The organism is Mesorhizobium sp. WSM4904 (assembly GCF_029674545.1).
Lineage (GTDB): Bacteria > Pseudomonadota > Alphaproteobacteria > Rhizobiales > Rhizobiaceae > Mesorhizobium.
Genome location: NZ_CP121354.1, coordinates 1,140,026 through 1,157,799, shown reverse-complemented (window position 1 = coordinate 1,157,799; position 17,774 = coordinate 1,140,026). Strand labels below are relative to the sequence as shown.

Sequence of the window (17,774 nt, the reverse complement as noted above, 5' to 3'; positions counted from 1 at the left end):
TGCATGTCGCCCAAAAGTGCGCAGCGGTTTTGGGAGAAACGACATGCATCAAAACAAAGACTTAAAGCGCGTCGCCTGAATCCGTTTTCAGCGCGACGCGCTTTAAGCCGCGCTAGACGCGCCTCGCCCGCAATCGAGCGCACCTTTACAGAAAACTCTGCGGGTCGATGTCGACCTGCACGCGCACCGAGCCGCGCAGCTTCGGCCCGTCCGCCAGCATGGCGCGAATAAAACCCTGCATGTCGGCGCGCCGTTCGCCCTGCACCAGCAGGCGGAAGCGGTGGCGGCCGCCGATCAGCGACAGCGGCGCCTCGGCCGGGCCGAGCACGAAGAGATCGGACGCATTGGGCGCGGCGCGCCGCAAGCCGCGCGCATGGCCTTCGGCCTCGCCTCGCGTCGCGGCGCTTACGATGATGCCGGCGAGCCGGCCGAACGGTGGCAGGGCCGCTCGCTCGCGCTCGGCGATCTCGCGCTCATAAAAGGCTTCCGAATCACCGGAGACGATCGCCCGCATCACCGGGTGGTCCGGCTGGTAGGTCTGCAACAGGCCAAGGCTTTTCTTGCCGGTGCGGCCGGCTCGTCCGGTCACCTGGCTGAGCAGCTGGAAGGTGCGCTCGGCGGCGCGCGGATCGCCATTGGCGAGGCCGAGATCGGCGTCGACCACGCCGACCAGCGTCATGCCGGGAAAATTGTGGCCCTTGGCGACGAGCTGCGTGCCGATGACGATGTCGGCCTCGCCATTGGCGACGGCCTCGAGCTCGAGCCGCAGCCGGCGCACGCCGCCTAAGAGATCCGACGAGAGCACGATCGTGCGCGCCTCCGGGAAATGCGCCACCACCTCCTCGGCGATGCGCTCGACGCCCGGTCCGCAGGCGACGAGGTGATCGAGCGTGCCGCATTCCGGGCAGGCTTCGGGCCGGCGCTCGTTGTGGCCGCAATGATGGCAGACGAGCTGGCCGCGAAAGCGATGCTCGACCAGCCAGGCCGAGCAGACCGGGCAGCCGAAGCGATGGCCGCAGACGCGGCAGAGCGTCAGCGGCGCATAGCCGCGCCGGTTGAGGAAAAGCAGCGACTGCTCTTTTTTCTCCAGCGTGCGCTGCATCTGTTCAAGAAGGACAGGCGACAGGAAGCCGCCGCGCGCCGGCGGCGCGCGCCGCATGTCGATCGATTTCAGGTCGGGAAGTGCCGCCTCGGCGAAGCGTGACGACAGCACCGCTCTGGTATAGCGGCCCTGGCTTGCATTGACCCGGCTCTCCACCGACGGCGTCGCCGAGGCGAGCACGACCGGGAAGGCGCCGATATGGCCGCGCACCACCGCCATGTCGCGCGCATTGTAGAAGACGCGGTCCTCCTGCTTGTAGGCGGGATCGTGCTCCTCGTCGACGACGATCAGGCCGAGCTCCCTGAACGGCAGGAACAGCGCCGAGCGCGCGCCGGCGACGACGCGCACACCGCCTTCCGCCACCTGCCGCCAGACGCGCTCGCGCATCCTGGGCGGCAGGTCCGAATGCCACTCCGCCGGCTTGGCTCCGAACCGGTCCTGGAAGCGTTCGAGGAAGGCATGGGTCAGCGCGATCTCCGGCAGCAGGATCAGCACCTGCCTGCCCTTGTCGAGCGCCGCCGCCACCGCCTCGAAATAGACTTCCGTCTTGCCCGACCCCGTGACGCCGTCGAGAAGAGTGACGTTGAAGGCATCGGCGGCGATTGCCGCCCGCAGCTTGTCGGCCGCCGCCTTCTGGTCGGGCATCAATTCCGGCACGGCATGGCAAGGATCGGGCGCGGCGACCACGGGCCGCGGCGGGATCATCACCGTCTCGAACACGCCTTGCGCCCTCAAGCCGTCGATGACGGTGAAGGAGACGCCCGCCGCATGCGCGAGCCCCGAACGTGTCCAGGCAAGGCCGCCCTCGGCCGTCTCCAGCACGCGGCGCCGGGCGTCGGTCAATCGGTCGGGTTCCGCGAGGGTGCGCTGCAGCCCTTCGATCCACGGTTCCGGGTCGAAGGCTTCGGGTGCCCTGAGCAGCATGCGCGCCACCATGCCGGGGGCCGACAGCGTGTATTGCGCGATCCAGTCGACGAAGCGGCGCATGGCCCTGTCGATCGGCGGACAGTCGAAGACCTCCTCGATCGGCCGCAGTTTTTTCGGATCGACCGTTTCGACGACGCCGTCCCAGACGATGCCGGCGACCTGGCGCGGTCCCAGCGGCACGCGCACGATCGAGCCCGGCACCACGCGCATGCCGGGCGGCACGGCATAGGTGTAGGGCCGTTCGGCCGGCATCGGCACCAGCACCGGTGCGGCCGCGACAAAGGGCGAATCTTCCATCATGAGGCGTGACCTTGCCCCGACTTTGCTCTAGATCAAAGGGTGACTCTCGAACGTGCCTGACCGGCACCATGAAATCCCCAAGGAGACCGCCATGAAGTTTTTTGTCGACACCGCCGACATCAAGGAGATCAAGGAGCTGAACGATCTGGGGCTTCTCGATGGGGTCACCACCAACCCCTCGCTGATCCTGAAATCTGGCGGCAAGATCTCCGAGGTGACGAAGCAGATCTGCGACATCGTCGAAGGCCCGGTCTCGGCCGAGGTCGTGGCCACGGAATTCAAGGACATGATGGGCGAGGCCGAGGTGCTGGCCAAGATCGCGCCCAATGTCTGCATCAAGGTGCCGCTGACGCTGGATGGGCTGAAGGCCTGCAAGACGATCCGCACCGAGCTGAACCGCATGGTCAACGTCACGCTCTGCTTCTCGGCCAACCAGGCACTGCTCGCCGCCAAGGCCGGCGCCTCGTTCATCTCGCCTTTCGTCGGGCGCATCGACGACACCGGCTCGGACGGCATGGAGCTGATCTCGGAAATCCGCACCATCTACGACAACTACGATTTCAAGACCGAGATCCTGACCGCTTCCGTGCGCTCGGTGAACCACGTCAAGCAGGCCGCGCTCATCGGTTCCGATGTCGTGACCGCACCGCCGGCGACGCTGCGGGCGCTGGTCAACCATCCGCTGACCGACAAGGGCCTCGCCGCCTTCCTCGCCGACTGGGCCAAGACCGGCCAGAAGATCAACTGAGATTGGACACCGAACAGCAAAAAAGGCCGGGCAACCGGCCTTTTTTCGTAGCAAAGCGCCTATGCCTTGGCAGGTCGCATGCCTTGGTGATTGGCCGGAACGCCCATCGCGATCGTCATCCTCGGGCGAAGCAAGGAGCGAAGCGACGCGGCGCAGACCCGAGGATCCATTCCGTGAAATACGAGCGTTGCAGCGGTGTAGAATTCTGCTCCGCTGCACCTTCGATCAAGGTAACGGCATGGATCCCAGGGTCTCCGCGACGGAGCTTACGCTCCTGCTTCGCCCTGGGATTGACGAGGTTGGGGCGGCTTCAGCTAATCTCCAGCGCTTGCGCTGATTCCACCGAGACGAACGGTGAAAGCCCGTCGACAAGCCTGCAATCTTTCAAAATCCCTGTGTCCTCGAGGAACTAGGCCTTGCCGTGCTTGGCCAGATCCTGGGCGATCGCCAGGCGCAGCAGATCGGCGAGCTCGCGGGCGGCGCGGTTCTCGGCGTCGATCTGCGCCCGGTAGGCCGCGAATTCCTGGCGCGGCCGATCGAAGGATGACGGGATCGAGCGCTTGCCGACCGCGACCACCGTGCCGGTCGCCGAATCACGCAGGACATAATTGGCGGTGAGCGTCACGGTGCCTGCCGTCGGCTCGTCCTCTTCGGTCTGCACCTGGACGATGGCCGCCGATTCGACCAGCTCGCTGACGCCGAGATCCAGCGTGTAGGCAGGCGATGCCGGCTCGCCCGAGCCCTGGCCGAAGGCGAAGATCAGATTGTTGCGCACCTGCTGGCCGTAACGCGTGCTGACAGGCTTGATCGAGATCGATGCCAGCTCGGCAGCGGCGCCGGCCTGCGAGCCGACGGTAAGCGGCGCGCTGGAATAGAGCGGCCGGACCGTGCAGGCCGAGACCAGCGCCAGCGAGGCGACCAGGCCGCCGATAGCCGCGCGGCGCAGCAAACGCGCCGCCTGTGACTTTTCTGGATCAGGCAACGACATTGACGATCCTCTGCGGGACGATGATCACCTTGCGCGGGGCCTTGCCATCGAGCGCTTTTTGCACGAAGTCGAGAGCCAGCACCGCTTGTTCGACGGCACCTTGATCCGCGTCGCGGGCAATTGTCAAATCCCCGCGCTTCTTGCCGTTGACCTGCACCGGCAGCACGATCTCGTTGTCGACGACCAGAGCCGGATCGTAGACCGGCCACGGCCGTTCGGCGACCATGTCGGTGCCGCCCAGCGCCTCCCAGCATTCCTCGGCCAGATGCGGCATCACCGGCGCGATCACGTGCACCAGGATCTCGACGGCCTCGCGGCAGGCGGCTTTCAGCGCCGCGTCCGCCTTGCCCTCGGCGACATCGTTGAGCGGCGTGGTCAGCGCGTTCGCAAGCTCGTAGATGCGCGCGATAGCCCGGTTGAAGCCGAGCTTCTCGATGTCCTCGCCGATCGCCTTCAGGATCTTGTGCGCCGCCTTGGAGACGGCGCCCGCCTCGCCGTCCTTCGCCGCGGCCGGCTTCACGCCGGCGAGCTGCTCGGCCGCGATCTGCACCAGGCGCCAGACGCGCTGCACGAAGCGATGAGCGCCGGCGGCACCCTCGTCCGTCCATTCGACGTCGCGCTCCGGCGGCGAGTCCGACAGCATGAACCAGCGCGCTGTGTCGGCGCCGTAGCCGTCGGTGATCTCTTCCGGGCTCACCGTGTTCTTCTTCGACTTCGACATTTTCTCGAGCGCGCCGATCGTCGCCTCCTCGCCGGTCGCGATCTCGACGGCGCGCCGCTTGCCGCCCACATCCTCGATCCTGACCTCGCCCGGCGACAGCCAGCGCCCATTGGTCGACGAGCCGCCGACACGATAGGTCTCGTGCACCACCATCCCTTGGGTGAACAGGCCCTTGAACGGCTCGGCGAGGTTGAGATGCCCGGTCTCGCGCATGGCGCGGGTGAAGAAGCGCGAATAGAGCAGGTGCAGGATCGCGTGCTCGATGCCACCGATATACTGGTCGACCGCCAGCCATTCGTCGGCCGCCTTCGGCTCGGTCGGCTCGTTGGCCCACGGCGCGGTGAAGCGGGCGAAATACCACGACGAGTCGACGAAGGTGTCCATCGTGTCGGTCTCGCGCCGCGCGTCCCGGCCGCATTGCGGACACTTCACATGCCGCCATGTCGGATGGCGGTCGAGCGGATTGCCCGGACGGTCGAACTCGATGTCGTCGGGCAGCCGGACCGGCAGGTCGGCCTTCGGCACCGGCACCACGCCGCAGGCTTCGCAATGGATCATCGGGATCGGGCAGCCCCAGTAGCGCTGGCGCGAGATGCCCCAGTCGCGCAGGCGGAAATTTACCTTGCGCTCCGCCATCGGCCGGCCGCCGATCGTCTTCTGCTCGAGCAGCTTGGCCACCTCGTCGAAGGCCCGCTCCGGCTTCATGCCGTCGAGGAAGCGCGAATTGATCATCACGCCGTCGCCGTCATAGGCCTCCTCGATGATCTGGAAGCTTCCCTGATTTTCGCCTTCCGGCATCACCACCGGGATCACCGGCAGGCCGTATTTGTTGGCGAAGTCGAGGTCGCGCTGATCGCCCGACGGACAGCCGAAGATGGCGCCGGTGCCGTATTCCATCAGCACGAAATTGGCGACATAGACGGGCAGCGTCCAGCTGTCGTCGAAGGGATGGACGACGCGGATGCCGGTGTCGAAGCCTTTCTTCTCGGCCGTCTCGAGCGCCGCCACCGAGGTGCCCATGTGGCGGACCTCGTCGATGAACTTGGCGAGCGCCGGATTGTTCTCGGCGGCTTTTTTGGCCAGCGGATGGTCGGCGGCGACCGCCATGAAGGAGGCGCCGAAGATCGTGTCCGGCCTGGTCGTGTAGACTTCCAGCTCGTGCATGTCGCCAACCGGAGCGGCCAGCGGCCAGCGGATCAGCAGACCTTCCGAGCGGCCGATCCAGTTGTGCTGCATCAGCTTGACCTTTTCCGGCCACTCGTCGAGGCGGTCGAGCGACTCCAGCAGGTCCTGCGCATAGTCGGTGATCTTGAAGAACCATTGCGTCAGCTCGCGCTGCTCGACCAGCGCGCCCGAGCGCCAGCCGCGGCCGTCGATGACCTGCTCGTTGGCGAGCACCGTCATGTCCTCAGGGTCCCAGTTGACCTTGGAGGACTTGCGCGTCACCAGCCCTTTCTCGACGAAGTCGAGGAACAGCATCTGCTGGCGGTGGTAGTAGTCGACGTCGCAGGTGGCGAACTCGCGCGCCCAGTCGAGCGACAGGCCCATCATCTTGAGCTGCTCGCGCATGACGGCGATGTTCTCGTAGGTCCAGTCCTTCGGATGGACCTTGTTCTGCATCGCCGCGTTCTCAGCCGGCATGCCGAAGGCATCCCAGCCCATCGGGTGCAGCACGTTGAAACCCTTGGCCCGCTTGTAGCGCGCCACGACGTCGCCCATCGTGTAGTTGCGGGTGTGGCCGATATGGATCTTCCCCGACGGATAGGGGAACATCTCGAGCACGTAGTATTTCGGCTTCGGGTCGTCGTTCCTGGCCTCGAACAGCTTCTTTTCGGCCCAGGCCTTCTGCCATTTGGGCTCTGACGTGCGCGGATTGTATCGTTCGGTTGCCATCGGGTGTTTTTCACTTAAAAGCGGCTGTGCGGCGCCGGACAAGGCCGGCAGCCTAGACAATGTCGTCGCGGTGTTCACCATGGATTGCCGGACCCGTCAACTGTGGCGATCCGGCGTTGGCGCTAAACTATAGGCAGGATATGGGCATGACGAGTGCCGTCGAACAGCTTCTCGCCGTCAAGGCGAGGATCGTGAATGCCGAGCGCGGGGCCGGGCGCGAGGCCGGCGCCGTCACGCTGGTCGCGGTGTCGAAGACCTTTGCGGCCGAAGATATTCGCCCCGTGATCGAGGCGGGCCAGCGGGTCTTCGGCGAGAACCGCGTGCAGGAAGCCCAAGCCAAATGGCCGGAGCTGAGAGAAGCCTTTCCCGATATCGAGCTGCACCTGATCGGACCGCTGCAGTCCAACAAGGCCAAGGAAGCGGTGGCGCTTTTCGATGTCATCGAGACGGTCGACCGCGAGAAGATCGCCGCCGAGCTTGCCAAGGAGATTGCCAGGCAAGGTCGCACGCCAAAGCTCTACGTCCAGGTCAACACCGGCTCCGAACCGCAAAAGGCCGGCATCGAGCCACGCGAGGCCGTCGCCTTCGTCAAGCGCTGCCGCGACGTGCACGGCCTCGCCATCGAAGGGTTGATGTGCATTCCGCCGGCGGACGAGAATCCCGGCCCGCATTTCGCGCTTTTGGAAAAGATCGCCCGAGAAGCCGGCGTCGCAAAACTCTCGATGGGCATGTCCGGCGATTACGAGACCGCGATCGCCTTGGGCGCGACCAGCGTCAGGGTCGGCACGGCGATCTTCGGCGGGCGGCCCTGAGCATCTCTCGGACGGGAGGGGGGCGGCTCGGCCTTCCAGCTCTGGGAATGTATGGCGGTTTCCACCCGAAATTCCGTTGAGCAACAACGGGTTATAGCAGGCGCGTCATACCACCGCATTGTCGCGCCATGTCACCTCACTAGGTGCGGATAAAGGACCGAGCGCGTGGCTCCTCAAGTCAAAGGAGGCTCCGATGACTGTCACACGCCACGACCAGGAAATCACACAAGACCGGCAGGCCTCCCGCGGACTGCACCGATGGGTGTATTATGCCATGATGGGGCTTGCGGCCTGCTATGCGCTGTCGGCGTGGATCGGCTTCGCCGGCGGCTATGACGAATATCTGCTTTTCGTCGTCACCGGTTTCATCGTGATGTCGGTCGCGCTGCCGGCAATCGCCGCCCGCGTCTGGCGCCATCACCGGCTCAGCCGTCCCGGCAAGGTCAAGACTTTCCCCGACTGGATCGCAGGCGAGTTCGATACGAGCGATCATCCGGTGAAAGCCAGCACCGCGACGATTGAAATTCTCCTGCCGCTTGCCGCCGTCGCATTCGGCATGACGCTGTTCGCGATCCTTGCTCTCGTGGAAAGCTGAGCCACTCTATTCGTCACGATCTCGTTACCGAGCCCGTCAGCGGGGCGATTTCGTAGCCCCGGCGCTTGAAACGAAACGGGCCGTTCCTATTTCCCTCGTGTCATTCAGACAAACCTGTCGTTCAGACATACCCAATCCTTCTTTCGGGGAAATCTCACCATGCGCTACAACCAGCTCGGCAACACCGGCCTGTTCGTCTCCGAACTCTGCCTCGGCACGATGACCTTCGGCGCCGCCGGCGAGAATGCTCAATGGGGCTTGATCGCCAGCCTCGACCAGAAAGGCGTCAACGAGATCGTCGGTCGCTCGATCGCCGCAGGCATCAATTTCTTCGACACTGCGGACGTCTACTCTTTCGGCCAGTCGGAGCGGCTTCTCGGCCAGTCACTCAACGATCTCGGCGTCAAGCGCTCGGACGTCATCATCGCCACCAAGGTGCATGGCGTCATGGGCGAAGGACCTAACCAGCGCGGCTCCTCGCGCGGCCACATCATGGATTCGATCGACGGCAGCCTCGAGCGGCTGCAGACCGACCATATCGACCTCTACCAGCTGCACGGCACCGATACCGTGACGCCGATCGACGAGACGCTGCGCGCGCTCGACGACCTCGTCGCCAGCGGCAAGGTGCGTTACGTCGGCGTCTCCAACTGGCAGGCTTGGCGCATCGCCAAGGCCCTCGGCATCGCCGAGCGCAAGGACTATGCCCGTTTCGAGACGGTGCAGTCCTACTACTCGATCGCCGGCCGCGATCTCGAGCGCGAGATCGTGCCGTTGCTCAATGAAGAGAAGCTCGGCCTGATGGTCTGGTCGCCGATGGCCGGCGGGCTGCTCTCCGGCAAATATGGCCCCGGCGCGCCGGGCAATGGCGAAGGCCGCCGCGCCAGTTTCAACTTCCCGCCGGTCAACGAGGACCGCGCCTGGGCGGCGGTCGCCGTCATGCGCGAGATCGCCAGGAAGCACGATGTCAGCGTCGCCACGGTGGCGCTGGGCTACGTGCTGGCCAAGCCCTTCGTGATGAGCGTCCTCATCGGCGCCAGCCGCATGGACCAGCTCGAACAGAACCTCGCCGCCACCGGGTTGATGCTCGATGCCGAAGATCTGGCTAGGCTCGACGAGGTCAGCGCGCTGCCTTCCGAATATCCCGGCTGGATGCTGGAACGGCAGGGCGCCGGCCGGCGTCCGGCGCCCTTCGTGCCGAAGGCGTAACCAGCTTTGAAGCGCCGCGTGCCCTGTGGCGCGCGGCTCTTTGATGTTTTCAGAGACGCACGGCCTCGGCAAGAAAATCAAGAAAAGCCCGCACCCTGGCCGGCAGATGCTTGCCCTGGCCGACATAGACCGCGTGCGTCGGCTCCTCGTCGCCGGGATTGAACTCCTCCAGCAACGGCACGAGCAACCCGGCGGCGATGTCGGGTTCGACATGCCAGCGCGCCAGCCGCGCTATACCGGCTCCTGCCAACGTCGTTCGCCGCATCGCTTCGCCGTCGGTCAGCGACATGTTTCCGACGATCGGCATGATGATCGATCTGCCTGTCGCATCGACAAAGGGCCAACCTTCGATGTGCCTGGCAAAGCCGAAGGCCAGCATGTTGTGGCGGGCGAGGTCGGACAATGCGCGTGGCGTGCCGCGCGCTTCGAGATAGGCAGGCGACGCGACCAGCACCATCCGGCTCTGGCCGAGCTTGCGCGCCACCAGGCGTGACTCGCGCAGCGGCCCGGCGCGGATGGCGACGTCGGCACGCTCTTCCAGAAGGTCGATGACACTGTCGGTCAGCACGACTTCGACGAAAATCTCGGGGTACTTTTCCAGGAAACGCGGCAGCAGCGCCATCAGCCGGTGCTGGCCGAACGGCACATAGGAATTGACCCTCAGCCTGCCGCGCGGCGCCGCACCCGCCGCCGCTTCGCGTTCCGCCGCATCCATATCGGCGAGGATCCGCACGCCGCTGTCGTGGAAGGCCACCCCTTCCGGGGTCAGCTGCAGCCGCCGCGTCGAGCGGCTGAGAAGTCGCGCGCCAAGCCGCGCCTCCAGCCGCGCGATCAGCTTGCTCACCGCTGACGGCGTCATGCGCAGCGCGCGCGCCGCGGCCGAGAAGCTGCCCGCCTCGACGACGCGGACGAACACCTCGATCTCGCCGGAACGGTTGATTTCGGGCCTCGCCATTCGTGAATCTATTTCACAGAAAATGTGCCTGATGCAAGGCTGGTTCACAGCTTCGAGGATCACGATGTTCCCGGTCGGGGCGCGGGATTGAGCGTCCTCTTTCCGACCAATCGGACCATCGCCATGCCTCTTGCTCTCTATGCCCTCACCGCCGGTGCCTTCGGCATCGGTGTCACCGAATTCGTCATCATGGGCCTGCTGCTCGACGTCAGCGCCGATCTCGGCGTCTCGATCTCGGCCGCGGGCATGCTGATCTCCGGCTATGCGCTGGGCGTCGTCGTCGGCGCGCCGTTGCTTGGCGCGCTTACCGGCCGCCTGTCGAAGAAGACGCTGCTGCTTGCCCTGATGGTGGTCTTCACCGTCGGCAACCTCGCCTGCGCGCTGGCGCCCGACTACTGGACGCTGATGGCGGCGCGTGTGCTGACCGCTTTCGCCCATGCCTCCTTCTTTGGTGTCGGCTCGGTCGTCGCCACCAGCCTCGTCGCGCCCAACCGGAAGGCTTCGGCCATCGCGCTGATGTTCACCGGCCTTACCGTCGCCAACATCCTCGGCGTGCCGTTCGGCACCTGGCTCGGGCAAGCCTATGGCTGGCGCTCGGCCTTCCTCGCCGTCACACTGGTCGGCGTCATCGCCGTTGCCGTGATCGCGCTGCTGGTGCCGCATGACGAGCCGGCCGCGGCCGACCCGGAGGAAGGTTCCGAAGGCGCGCTTGCCGTGCTTGGCCGCCGGCCCGTGCTGCTCGGCCTGCTGACCACGGTGCTGAGCTGGGTCGGCGTCTTTGCCGCCTTCACCTATCTGGCGCCGATCCTAACCCGGATCAGCGGCTTTTCCGAAGCCGCCGTGTCGCCGATCCTGCTCGTCTTCGGCGGCGGGCTGGTCGCCGGCAACCTGCTTGGCGGGCGCCTCGCCGACCGGCGTCTCGTGCCGACCGTCATCGGCACGCTGGTCGCGCTCTCGGCCGTGCTGTTCGTCATGACCGCCGCGATCCATCAGCCGCTCGCGGCAATCATCGCCGTCGGCCTGCTGGGCGCGGCCGCCTTCGCCACCGTCGCCCCGCTGCAGATGTGGGTGCTGGACAAGGCCAGGGGCGCTGGCCAGGGCCTCGCCTCGTCCTTCAACATCGCCGCCTTCAACCTCGGCAATGCGATCGGCGCCTGGCTCGGCGGCTTCGTCATCGACCACGGCCCCGGCCTCGGCGCCGTCACCCTTGTCGCGGGCCTGGTGCCGCTCGCGGCGATTGCCGTCGTGTTCCTGGCCCTTCGCCTCGAGCGCCGCGCGATCGGTTCGCCGGCGCTGGCCCAGTGCTGACCAGCCCAGATCCGCCCTCGGCATTACAATTTTGGACAAGGAGCAAAACCATGGACTATCGACGTCTCGGCGCATCCGGCCTGAAAGTGCCGGCGCTTTCCTTCGGCGCCGGAACCTTCGGCGGCTCCGGGCCGCTGTTCGGCCATTGGGGTAACAGCGACGCTAAGGAGGCGCGCCGGCTGGTCGACATCTGCCTGGAAGCAGGCGTCACCCTCTTCGACACGGCCGACGTCTATTCGAATGGCGCCTCGGAGGAGGTGCTGGGCGAAGCGATCAAGGGCCGCCGCGACGCGGTGCTGATCTCGACCAAGACCGCGCTGCCGATGGGCGACGGCCCGGCCGATTGGGGCTCGTCGCGCTCACGGCTGATCCGCTCCGTCGACGCGGCGCTGAAGCGCCTCGGCACCGATTATATCGACTTGCTTCAGCTCCATGCCTTCGACGCCGCGACGCCGATCGAGGAGGTGCTGGCGACGCTGGGCGACCTCGTTCGCGCGGGCAAGCTGCGCTATGTCGGCGTCTCCAATTTCTCCGGCTGGCAGGTGATGAAATCGCTCGGCCTGGCGGAAAAGCATGGCTATCCGCGCTATGCCGCGCATCAGGTCTACTACTCGCTGGTCGGTCGCGACTATGAATGGGAACTGATGCCGCTCGGCCTTGATCAGGGCGTCGGCGCCCTTGTGTGGAGTCCGCTCGGCTGGGGCCGGCTGACCGGCAAGATCCGTCGCGGCCAACCGCTGCCGAAAACGAGCCGGCTGCACGACACGGCAAGCTTCGGCCCGCCCGTCGAGGACGGGCATCTCTATCGCGTGGTCGACGCGCTCGAAACCGTCGCCGCCGAAGCTGGCAAGACCGTGCCGCAGGTCGCGATCAACTGGCTGCTACAGCGGCCGACCGTGTCGTCGGTGATCATCGGCGCGCGCAACGAGGAGCAGTTGCGGCAAAATCTCGGCGCCGTCGGCTGGACGTTGTCGCCGGAACAGATGAAGGCGCTCGATGAAGCGAGCGCGGTGACTGCGCCCTATCCTTACTTTCCCTATCGCCGCCAAGAGGGCTTCGCCCGCCTGAACCCGCCGGCGGTGTGAGTGAGTCGCGAACGTCCTATCAGGGCGATCGTGAGCATACGGGATTAGCCGCAGCCTCCGAACTTCGTCATCCACGGGCGGAGCAGCCGCGAAGCGGCGTCGCGAAGACCCGAGGATCCATTCCGTTATCGCGATCGTAGAGCGCGGCGGAGCAAAATTCTGGATCGCCGCAACGCTTCGAAGTCACGGAATGGATCCTCGGGTCTGCGCCGCGTCGCTTCGCTCCTTGCTCCGCCCGTGGATGACGAAGTGATGGGCGTTTCCGCCAATCGCTCGACGTCCAGAGAACCTCGGCGACGCCTCAATGCAGCACGAACTCCCCGTCCACCTTCCGCCACTCGTTCGGCGCGATCAGCTTCTGGTGCGTGTAGGTCACCGAATGCAGCGGGCCGTCGAGCTTGGTCTTCCAGAATTCGATGAAGCGGATCAGCACCGGAAATTGCGGCGCGATGTCGTAGTCCTGCCAGATGAAGCTTTGCAGCAAATGCGGGTGATCGGGAAAATGGTAGAGGATCTTGGCCGTGGTCAGCCCATAGCCCCTGAGCATCAGATCCATTTCGGAATGGTCATGCATGGCAGCCCCCTTAAGGCTCGATCTCCTTTCCTCCCGATCTCCGATTCTGCGCTCGGTTGCTTAACTGTCTATTGATTTTCGCACATCTGACCCAAGTTTTCCATCGGAAAAACAAGCGGTTAGCAGCCCTGGAGCGAGAGTGCTAACAGGCGTTTGGACTTGCCCCTGCGTCATCCCGCCGCGCGAATCCAACGTCTAATATTGCCGTCACGGCGGAACTGTTAATAATGCCGGCGAATTCGCGGCCGCTTCGCCGCGATACCGCCGGCACTTCAAGCCGGCGGAACGGTTCTGGAGGAAAGCTGAAAAATGTCCGATGTCCATGTCCACCGCGTCCAGCCGGCGTGGAAGAAGAACGCGCTGATCGACAACGACACCTATCTCAAATGGTACGCCGACAGCGTGAAGAACCCGGACAAGTTCTGGGGCAAGCACGGCAAGCGCATCGACTGGTTCAAGCCCTTCACCAAGGTCAAGAACACTTCCTTCGATGGCAAGGTCTCGATCAAGTGGTTCGAGGACGGCCAGACCAATGTTTCCTATAACTGCATCGACCGGCATCTCAAGAAGCGCGGCAACCAGACCGCCATCATCTGGGAGGGCGACAACCCTTACGATGACCGCAAGATCACCTATAACGAGCTTTATGCGCATGTCTGCCGCTTTGCCAACGTGCTGAAGAAGCACGGCGTCAAGAAGGGCGACCGCGTCACCATCTACATGCCGATGATCCCGGAAACGGCTTATGCGATGCTTGCCTGCACGCGTATCGGCGCCATCCACTCTGTCGTCTTCGGCGGCTTCTCGCCCGACGCTCTCGCCGGGCGCATCGACGACTGCAAGTCGACCGTCGTCGTCACTGCGGACGAGGGCCTGCGCGGCGGCAAGCCGATCCCGCTGAAGGACAACACCGACAAGGCGATCGACATCGCGGCCAAGGCCGGCACCAAGGTCGAGAAGGTGGTGGTCGTGCGCCGCACCGGCGGCAAGACCGGCTGGGTGCCGGGCCGCGACGTCTGGTACCACGACGAAGCCGCGACCGTTAAGGCGGACTGCAAGCCGGAGAAGATGAAGGCGGAGGATCCGCTGTTCATCCTTTACACCTCTGGCTCGACAGGCAAGCCGAAGGGCGTGCTGCACACCACCGCCGGCTATCTCGTCTACGTCTCGATGACCCACCAATATGTCTTCGATTACCATGACGGCGACATCTACTGGTGCACCGCCGATGTCGGCTGGGTCACCGGCCACAGCTACATCGTCTATGGGCCTTTGGCCAACGGCGCCACGACGTTGATGTTCGAGGGCGTGCCGAACTACCCGTCGCAGTCGCGCTTCTGGGAAGTCGTCGACAAGCATCAGGTCAACATCTTCTACACCGCGCCGACGGCGCTGCGCGCGCTGATGGGCGCCGGCGACGGCCATGTGAAGAAGACCTCGCGCAAGTCGCTGCGCGTGCTTGGTACCGTCGGTGAGCCGATCAATCCGGAAGCCTGGGAGTGGTACTACAACGTCATCGGCAACGCCAAATTGCCAATCGTCGACACCTGGTGGCAGACCGAGACCGGCGGCATCCTGATCACGCCGCTGCCGGGCGCCACCGACCTCAAGGCCGGGTCGGCGACGCGGCCGTTCTTCGGCGTCAGGCCGCAGCTGGTCGACGGCGACGGCAAGGTGCTCGAAGGGGCGGCCGACGGCAATCTCTGCATCATCGATGCATGGCCCGGCATGATGCGCACGGTCTATGGCGATCACGACCGCTTCGTGCAGACTTACTTTTCGACCTACAAGGGCAAGTACTTCACCGGCGACGGCTGCCGCCGCGACGAAGACGGCTATTACTGGATCACCGGCCGCGTCGACGACGTCATCAACGTCTCCGGCCATCGCATGGGCACGGCGGAAGTGGAGTCCGCGCTGGTCAGCCACGACCTGGTCTCGGAAGCCGCGGTCGTCGGCTATCCGCACGACATCAAGGGGCAAGGTATCTACTGCTACGTCACGCTGATGGCCGGCAGCACATCGAGCGAGGATCTGCGCAAGGAGCTTGTCGCCCACGTCCGCAAGGAGATCGGCGCCATCGCCACGCCGGACAAGATCCAGTTCGCGCCGGGCCTGCCCAAGACCCGCTCGGGCAAGATCATGCGCCGCATCCTGCGCAAGATCGCCGAGGACGATTACGGCGCGCTCGGCGACACCTCGACATTGGCCGACCCGGCCGTCGTCGACGATCTCGTCGCCAACCGGCAGAACAAAAGGGCCTGATGAACGCTCAGGCGGCACTCGGCACGGTCAGCCAGCTCTGGCGCTATCCCGCGAGCTCGCTCGCCGGCGAGCGGCTGGACGCGATCTCCGTCGGCACATCGAGCGTCGACGGCGATCGGCTGTTCGGCCTGGTCGATGCTTCCGACAATGAAATCGCCCGGCCGGACCGCGGGCCGAAATGGCACAAGGTGCCGCTGATCCGCACCCGGCTGACCGAAGATCGCGAGCTTGAGGTGGCCGTGCCCGGCGGCGACTGGCTGCCGGCGCCGGACCCTGAAAGCGACCGCGTCGTTTCCGCTTTCCTCGGCTTCGAAGCCTCGATCCGGCCTTATTTCCGCGAGAACGCGGCCCCCAGCTATTCCGGCCCACTGACCGTCGAGCGTTACACCAGGGCGCCGATCCACCTGCTGACCACCGCCTCGCTGGCGCGGCTGAAGGCGCTGCATCCGCAAGGCGTGGCCGATCCGCGCCGTTTCCGCCCCAACATCGTCGTCGATATGGACCCTGTCGAAGGCTCCTTCCCGGAGACCGAATGGATCGGGCGCAAGCTCGCGATCGGCGATCTTCTGCTCACCGTCTCGGAGCCCTGCCGCCGCTGCGGCTTCACCATCATCGCCCAGGACGGCTTCGACAACGATCCGGGCATCCTGCGCAACCTGGTCCGCTACAACGCCCACAATATCGGCGTCTATTGCACCGTCGACCGGCCGGCGCGCGTCGAGATCGGCGCGCCGATGCGCTTCGTCTGATCGGTTGCCTCGTCCTACCGATAGAGATCCGCCCGCGTCTGCGGCAGCCCGCTCGGACCACGCGCGCGTTTTGTAGCGACGGTCTGGAAAACCTGCGCCGAGGCGCGCTCGAAGGCGATCGAGCAGCCGGTGAGATAGAGCAGCCAGAGCCGCGCCTTCGCCTCGCCGACCTCGGCGATCGCCTCGTCGAAGCGCGCATGGAGACGCTCCGCCCACAGGCGGCAGGTGCGCTGATAATGCTCGCGCAGGTTCTCGACATCATGGACGAGGAAGCCATGCGCCTCGAGATTGCCGAGCGTCATGCCGATCGTGTCGAGCTCGCCGCCAGGAAAGATGTATTTGATCAGCGCCTTGTATTCCGGCCCCTTGCGCAGCGTCTTCCTGATGTCGCCCTTGCTGCGCCTGGTGATGGCATGATGCAGGTAGACGCCGCCGGGCTTCAGCAAGCGGTGGACCGCCGAGAAGTAGGCCGCGTGGTTGGCAAGTCCCAGATGCTCGAACATGCCGATCGACGATATCTTGTCGAAAGTGCCGGAGAGCTCGGCATAAGACTTTATCTCGATGGTGATGCGATCCTCCAGCCCCTCGGCGCGAATGCGCTCGCGGGCAAGGTCTGTCTGGGCTTGCGACAGCGAGACACCGTGGCCGACGACGCCGTAATTCTTCACCGCATGGATGAGCATCGCGCCCCAGCCGCAGCCGATGTCGAGCAGTTTTTCGCCAGGCTTCAGCCTGAGCTTGCGGCAGATATGGTCGAGCTTGTCGACCTGCGCCTGGTCGATGCCGTTGGCGAAATCTGTAAAATAGCCGCAGCTGTAGACCATGCGCTCGTCGAGGAAGAGCCGGTAGAAGGCATTCGAGATGTCGTAGTGATGCTGGATCGCCTCCTTGTTCGACCCGCTGACATAGGGGTTGCGCCCGGAAAGATCGCCGCGCGCCGTCATCTGCTTGCGCGAAAACAGCACGCTTGGCAGGTCGCGCAGGATCGCGAGCTTGGGCAATGATCTGAGCTTCGTCTTGAGCTTGCCCTGCGAGGGCAGGGCGTAGAAATCGAACAGCGTGCCCCCTTCGATATCCACGGTCTTAGAGATCCACATCTCGACCAGCGTCGAGAAGGTCGGCCGGCGAACCAGCTGCCAGACGATGTCCTGATCGTTGATGGCGAGCACCGGACCGTCGGCGGGGCCGATCCGCTCGCCGGTCCACAGCCTGACCGCAAAGCCCGGCTTCAGCGTCTCGACCACCGTTCGCACGATCCGCGCTGCCCTGTCGGCGGCATTCATTCCCACCTCCCGATGCGTCGAATACATTCGCTAGCCTGGAGGCACTGTTGTCCAATTGGCCTTGGCACCGCAATCCCGATCTGTTGCGCAAATGCACTACTGCGAGCATTTCCCATCTGGCCATTCCGTAACGGCACCTTGTCATTTGCCGCGACGCACCCCATTCTCTGGGCCGTGTTCAACCAATCGAAAGGAGGTGATCCGATGTCGAGTGATTTCGTTTTCCATAACGTGAGCTCAGCGGATTGCACTTCCGGGAA

At 64.9% G+C, this 17,774-nt stretch carries 14 protein-coding genes; 8 read left to right on the top strand and 6 right to left on the bottom strand.

The window, feature by feature from the left end; translation table 11 throughout:
• Positions 1 to 145: 145 nt before the first annotated feature.
• Positions 146 to 2,329, bottom strand: coding sequence for a primosomal protein N' (locus QAZ47_RS05490; protein ID WP_278232785.1), 2,184 nt, complete (start codon positions 2,327 to 2,329; stop codon positions 146 to 148).
• 91 nt (positions 2,330 to 2,420) lie between these two features.
• On the opposite strand from QAZ47_RS05490, the gene fsa reads away from it, so the two are divergent.
• Positions 2,421 to 3,077, top strand: coding sequence for a fructose-6-phosphate aldolase (gene fsa / locus QAZ47_RS05485; RefSeq protein WP_278232784.1), 657 nt, complete (start codon positions 2,421 to 2,423; stop codon positions 3,075 to 3,077).
• A 409-nt stretch (positions 3,078 to 3,486) separates the two neighbouring features.
• Here the strand turns inward: fsa and lptE are convergent, their stop codons facing one another.
• Together lptE and leuS are read right to left on the bottom strand one after the other, a co-directional pair.
• Entirely contained in the window at positions 3,487 to 4,065 is a 579-nt protein-coding gene (gene lptE, locus QAZ47_RS05480) for an LPS assembly lipoprotein LptE (RefSeq protein ID WP_278232783.1), read from the bottom strand.
• The gene (gene leuS, locus QAZ47_RS05475) at positions 4,052 to 6,679 is read right to left on the bottom strand and encodes a leucine--tRNA ligase (protein WP_278232782.1); all 2,628 of its coding nucleotides are present in this window, start codon (positions 6,677 to 6,679) and stop codon (positions 4,052 to 4,054) included. Before leuS ends, lptE begins: the two co-directional genes overlap by 14 nt.
• Positions 6,680 to 6,825: 146 nt before the next feature.
• On the opposite strand from leuS, the gene QAZ47_RS05470 reads away from it, so the two are divergent.
• From QAZ47_RS05470 to QAZ47_RS05460, 3 genes are all read left to right on the top strand, one after another.
• Entirely contained in the window at positions 6,826 to 7,491 is a 666-nt protein-coding gene (locus QAZ47_RS05470; protein WP_278232781.1) for a YggS family pyridoxal phosphate-dependent enzyme, read from the top strand.
• Positions 7,492 to 7,684: 193 nt separating this feature from the next.
• On the top strand, positions 7,685 to 8,086 hold the full coding sequence (locus tag QAZ47_RS05465) for a hypothetical protein (RefSeq protein ID WP_278205992.1): 402 nt from the start codon (positions 7,685 to 7,687) through the stop codon (positions 8,084 to 8,086).
• A gap of 159 nt (positions 8,087 to 8,245) precedes the next feature.
• On the top strand, positions 8,246 to 9,295 hold the full coding sequence (locus tag QAZ47_RS05460; protein WP_278232780.1) for an aldo/keto reductase: 1,050 nt from the start codon (positions 8,246 to 8,248) through the stop codon (positions 9,293 to 9,295).
• 49 nt (positions 9,296 to 9,344) lie between these two features.
• Here the strand turns inward: QAZ47_RS05460 and QAZ47_RS05455 are convergent, their stop codons facing one another.
• Positions 9,345 to 10,250 (bottom strand): LysR family transcriptional regulator, encoded by a 906-nt coding sequence (locus QAZ47_RS05455; protein ID WP_278232779.1) that lies wholly within the window; start codon positions 10,248 to 10,250, stop codon positions 9,345 to 9,347.
• Positions 10,251 to 10,373: 123 nt separating this feature from the next.
• Here QAZ47_RS05455 and QAZ47_RS05450 point away from each other — a divergent pair, with 123 nt between their 5' ends.
• Complete coding sequence (locus tag QAZ47_RS05450) at positions 10,374 to 11,558, top strand: MFS transporter (RefSeq protein WP_278232778.1); 1,185 nt, start codon at positions 10,374 to 10,376, stop codon at positions 11,556 to 11,558.
• A gap of 50 nt (positions 11,559 to 11,608) precedes the next feature.
• On the top strand, positions 11,609 to 12,643 hold the full coding sequence (locus QAZ47_RS05445; protein WP_278232777.1) for an aldo/keto reductase: 1,035 nt from the start codon (positions 11,609 to 11,611) through the stop codon (positions 12,641 to 12,643).
• Positions 12,644 to 12,944: 301 nt separating this feature from the next.
• On the opposite strand, the gene QAZ47_RS05440 is transcribed toward QAZ47_RS05445, so the two are convergent.
• Complete coding sequence (locus tag QAZ47_RS05440) at positions 12,945 to 13,217, bottom strand: usg protein (RefSeq protein ID WP_278075915.1); 273 nt, start codon at positions 13,215 to 13,217, stop codon at positions 12,945 to 12,947.
• A gap of 309 nt (positions 13,218 to 13,526) precedes the next feature.
• Here QAZ47_RS05440 and acs point away from each other — a divergent pair, with 309 nt between their 5' ends.
• Both acs and QAZ47_RS05430 read left to right on the top strand, forming a co-directional pair.
• Positions 13,527 to 15,482 carry an acetate--CoA ligase gene (acs, locus tag QAZ47_RS05435; protein WP_278232776.1) on the top strand — a complete coding sequence of 652 codons (1,956 nt, stop codon included), beginning with the start codon at positions 13,527 to 13,529 and terminating at the stop codon, positions 15,480 to 15,482.
• A complete protein-coding gene (locus tag QAZ47_RS05430; RefSeq protein ID WP_278232775.1) occupies positions 15,482 to 16,231 on the top strand; it encodes an MOSC domain-containing protein in 750 nt (249 codons plus the stop codon). The genes acs and QAZ47_RS05430 overlap by 1 nt, the downstream gene beginning before the upstream one ends.
• A 14-nt stretch (positions 16,232 to 16,245) precedes the next feature.
• Here the strand turns inward: QAZ47_RS05430 and QAZ47_RS05425 are convergent, their stop codons facing one another.
• Positions 16,246 to 17,514, bottom strand: a complete 1,269-nt coding sequence (locus QAZ47_RS05425; protein WP_278232774.1) for a cyclopropane-fatty-acyl-phospholipid synthase family protein — start codon at positions 17,512 to 17,514, stop codon at positions 16,246 to 16,248.
• Between the last annotated feature and the right edge of the window lie 260 nt (positions 17,515 to 17,774).

Excerpts from the sequence above, each read along its gene's own strand:
- QAZ47_RS05430 (WP_278232775.1), top strand. The coding sequence starts at position 15,482 with ATGAACGCTCAGGCGGCACTCGGCACGGTCAGCCAGCTCTGGCGCTAT.
- QAZ47_RS05490 (WP_278232785.1), bottom strand. The coding sequence starts at position 2,329 with ATGATGGAAGATTCGCCCTTTGTCGCGGCCGCACCGGTGCTGGTGCCG.
- QAZ47_RS05465 (WP_278205992.1), top strand. The coding sequence starts at position 7,685 with ATGACTGTCACACGCCACGACCAGGAAATCACACAAGACCGGCAGGCC.
- leuS (WP_278232782.1), bottom strand. The coding sequence starts at position 6,679 with ATGGCAACCGAACGATACAATCCGCGCACGTCAGAGCCCAAATGGCAG.
- QAZ47_RS05455 (WP_278232779.1), bottom strand. The coding sequence starts at position 10,250 with ATGGCGAGGCCCGAAATCAACCGTTCCGGCGAGATCGAGGTGTTCGTC.
- QAZ47_RS05425 (WP_278232774.1), bottom strand. The coding sequence starts at position 17,514 with ATGAATGCCGCCGACAGGGCAGCGCGGATCGTGCGAACGGTGGTCGAG.
- acs (WP_278232776.1), top strand. The coding sequence starts at position 13,527 with ATGTCCGATGTCCATGTCCACCGCGTCCAGCCGGCGTGGAAGAAGAAC.
- QAZ47_RS05450 (WP_278232778.1), top strand. The coding sequence starts at position 10,374 with ATGCCTCTTGCTCTCTATGCCCTCACCGCCGGTGCCTTCGGCATCGGT.
- QAZ47_RS05440 (WP_278075915.1), bottom strand. The coding sequence starts at position 13,217 with ATGCATGACCATTCCGAAATGGATCTGATGCTCAGGGGCTATGGGCTG.
- fsa (WP_278232784.1), top strand. The coding sequence starts at position 2,421 with ATGAAGTTTTTTGTCGACACCGCCGACATCAAGGAGATCAAGGAGCTG.
- lptE (WP_278232783.1), bottom strand. The coding sequence starts at position 4,065 with ATGTCGTTGCCTGATCCAGAAAAGTCACAGGCGGCGCGTTTGCTGCGC.
- QAZ47_RS05460 (WP_278232780.1), top strand. The coding sequence starts at position 8,246 with ATGCGCTACAACCAGCTCGGCAACACCGGCCTGTTCGTCTCCGAACTC.
- QAZ47_RS05445 (WP_278232777.1), top strand. The coding sequence starts at position 11,609 with ATGGACTATCGACGTCTCGGCGCATCCGGCCTGAAAGTGCCGGCGCTT.
- QAZ47_RS05470 (WP_278232781.1), top strand. The coding sequence starts at position 6,826 with ATGACGAGTGCCGTCGAACAGCTTCTCGCCGTCAAGGCGAGGATCGTG.